Source organism: Ruminococcus sp. AM26-12LB, assembly GCF_003480785.1.
GTDB classification, from domain to species: Bacteria; Bacillota; Clostridia; order Lachnospirales; family Lachnospiraceae; genus Blautia_A; species Blautia_A fusiformis.
The window spans coordinates 1-1,607 of record NZ_QUJX01000018.1 but is presented as its reverse complement, the minus strand read 5'-3'; the positions used below and the strand labels follow the sequence as shown (position 1 = coordinate 1,607).

The following is a 1,607-nucleotide window of genomic DNA, read 5'->3' as shown; positions in this document are numbered from 1 at the left end:
CAATGCCATTTAGATAGAACATTTTGTAGATGATTCTTTATGTTACATTCTGTAATGTTTTGATATTTGGAGTGCTTTGAGAGGAAAAAATACGCAAACTTCCCCTTTGGGGTAGAAATCGTACTTTTATCCTTTAAATAACTTGTGTTTTTATCCAAAAAAAGTTATAGTATTCTTATATTAGGACACTCGGTATGCAAAGCTTACAAAGCCTTTCCTCTTTTTGGTACGGGGAAATTTCCGGCCGGGCTTGACCGGGACCAGGTAGCGTAACAGGAGTGTCTCGATATGAGGCGAGATCGTAGGACTGCTTTTTTGAAGGAAAGCTTTACAGATATGTACAGCCATGGTGAAGTTCACCTGGTAAGCGTATTTTGTTTTTTTCTGATGAGTACTTACATGTGGGGTAACGGATTCACAGAAATTATACAGAATGACGCGCGCGTATATCTCCTGTTCTACGTATCCCGCCTTTTTTGAATGAAGCTGGGAAAGCCCCAGGCTATACTTTAATTTTCGGAATGATGTTTCGATTCCCCATCTCAAATGGTATAATTCCCTGATCCTCCACGGAGGGAATGCTTCTCTTTCAAGATTCGTAACGATACATTCGTATCCACCGGTATCCAGTAAAAACCGTACCATTCTTAATCTCATAGGATAGACTGCCTGTTTTCCGTCTTTTTCCAGATCTAGGAAATCAAACACGGAGCTTGGGGAAAGTTTTTTATAGTGGACAGGATCTTTTTTTGAATGTACCGTGCTCCGTGTGATAAAAAAATCCAGGTCTTCGTCCAGTTCCCTGTCAGGCAGCCGGAAACCATACGAGATCCCTCCCCTGCGGGAGATATCCTTTGTACGGATAACAAAAGACAGGCCTTTTGCCATGATATGGGCAAAAACGTGATAAGTTTCATATCCCCGGTCAGCCAGTATGATCGTTCTGGCAGGGGTGCTGATATTTCCCAGCATCTGGACCAGGGCACGGGATTCATTGCTGACCATTGTCTTTTCGATCCGTATATCTGTGTATCTTTTATTACAAAGATCATACAGCGCATGGAGATGGAGCTGGTTGGAGCCTCTTTTTCCATTGCCGGAAGGTTTACAGCTTTCTTTGTCCGCAGGGTCATAACAGATGTTCAGATCAGATCCGTCACAAGCCAGGAGCTGAAATCCATCATAAGTATGTCCTGCCGGAAGTTTCTGTGTAAAATGATAAAACAGGTAACTCATGGCATCTGGAAGAAGCTTGGCCCTTTGCTGGTGGATAGCGGAAAGAGAAGGGATATCAGCAGGAAACCTGTGCTGGAAAAAGTCATGGGATGTAGTAGAAAGAGAGCCACCCTGCATGGTTAAAAGAGAGAGGATCGTATCCCGAAAGGAAATCTTACGTTTTCTCGAAAAATCAACGCCAGGGTGAAGGACAAAAGAATCCTTCTGAAGTTCTAATTCAGAAATAGCAGACAGGAGCAATTCATAACTGGAAGCAAAAGTAGAGTTCATAAGCGAGCCTCCTTTTGTATAAAAAAAGATTGCAATGTATAATTCTTTTTTACCATACATTGCAATCTTTTGGAATACTATGTTCTAACTAAATGGCATTG

1 protein-coding gene is annotated in these 1,607 nt (G+C 41.9%); it reads right to left on the bottom strand.

Going from position 1 to position 1,607, the window contains the following annotated elements:
• Positions 1-180 precede the first annotated feature (180 nt).
• Positions 181-1,506 carry an IS4 family transposase gene (locus tag DW694_RS13545; protein WP_175443014.1) on the bottom strand — a complete coding sequence of 442 codons (1,326 nt, stop codon included), beginning with the start codon at positions 1,504-1,506 and terminating at the stop codon, positions 181-183.
• Positions 1,507-1,607 lie beyond the last annotated feature (101 nt).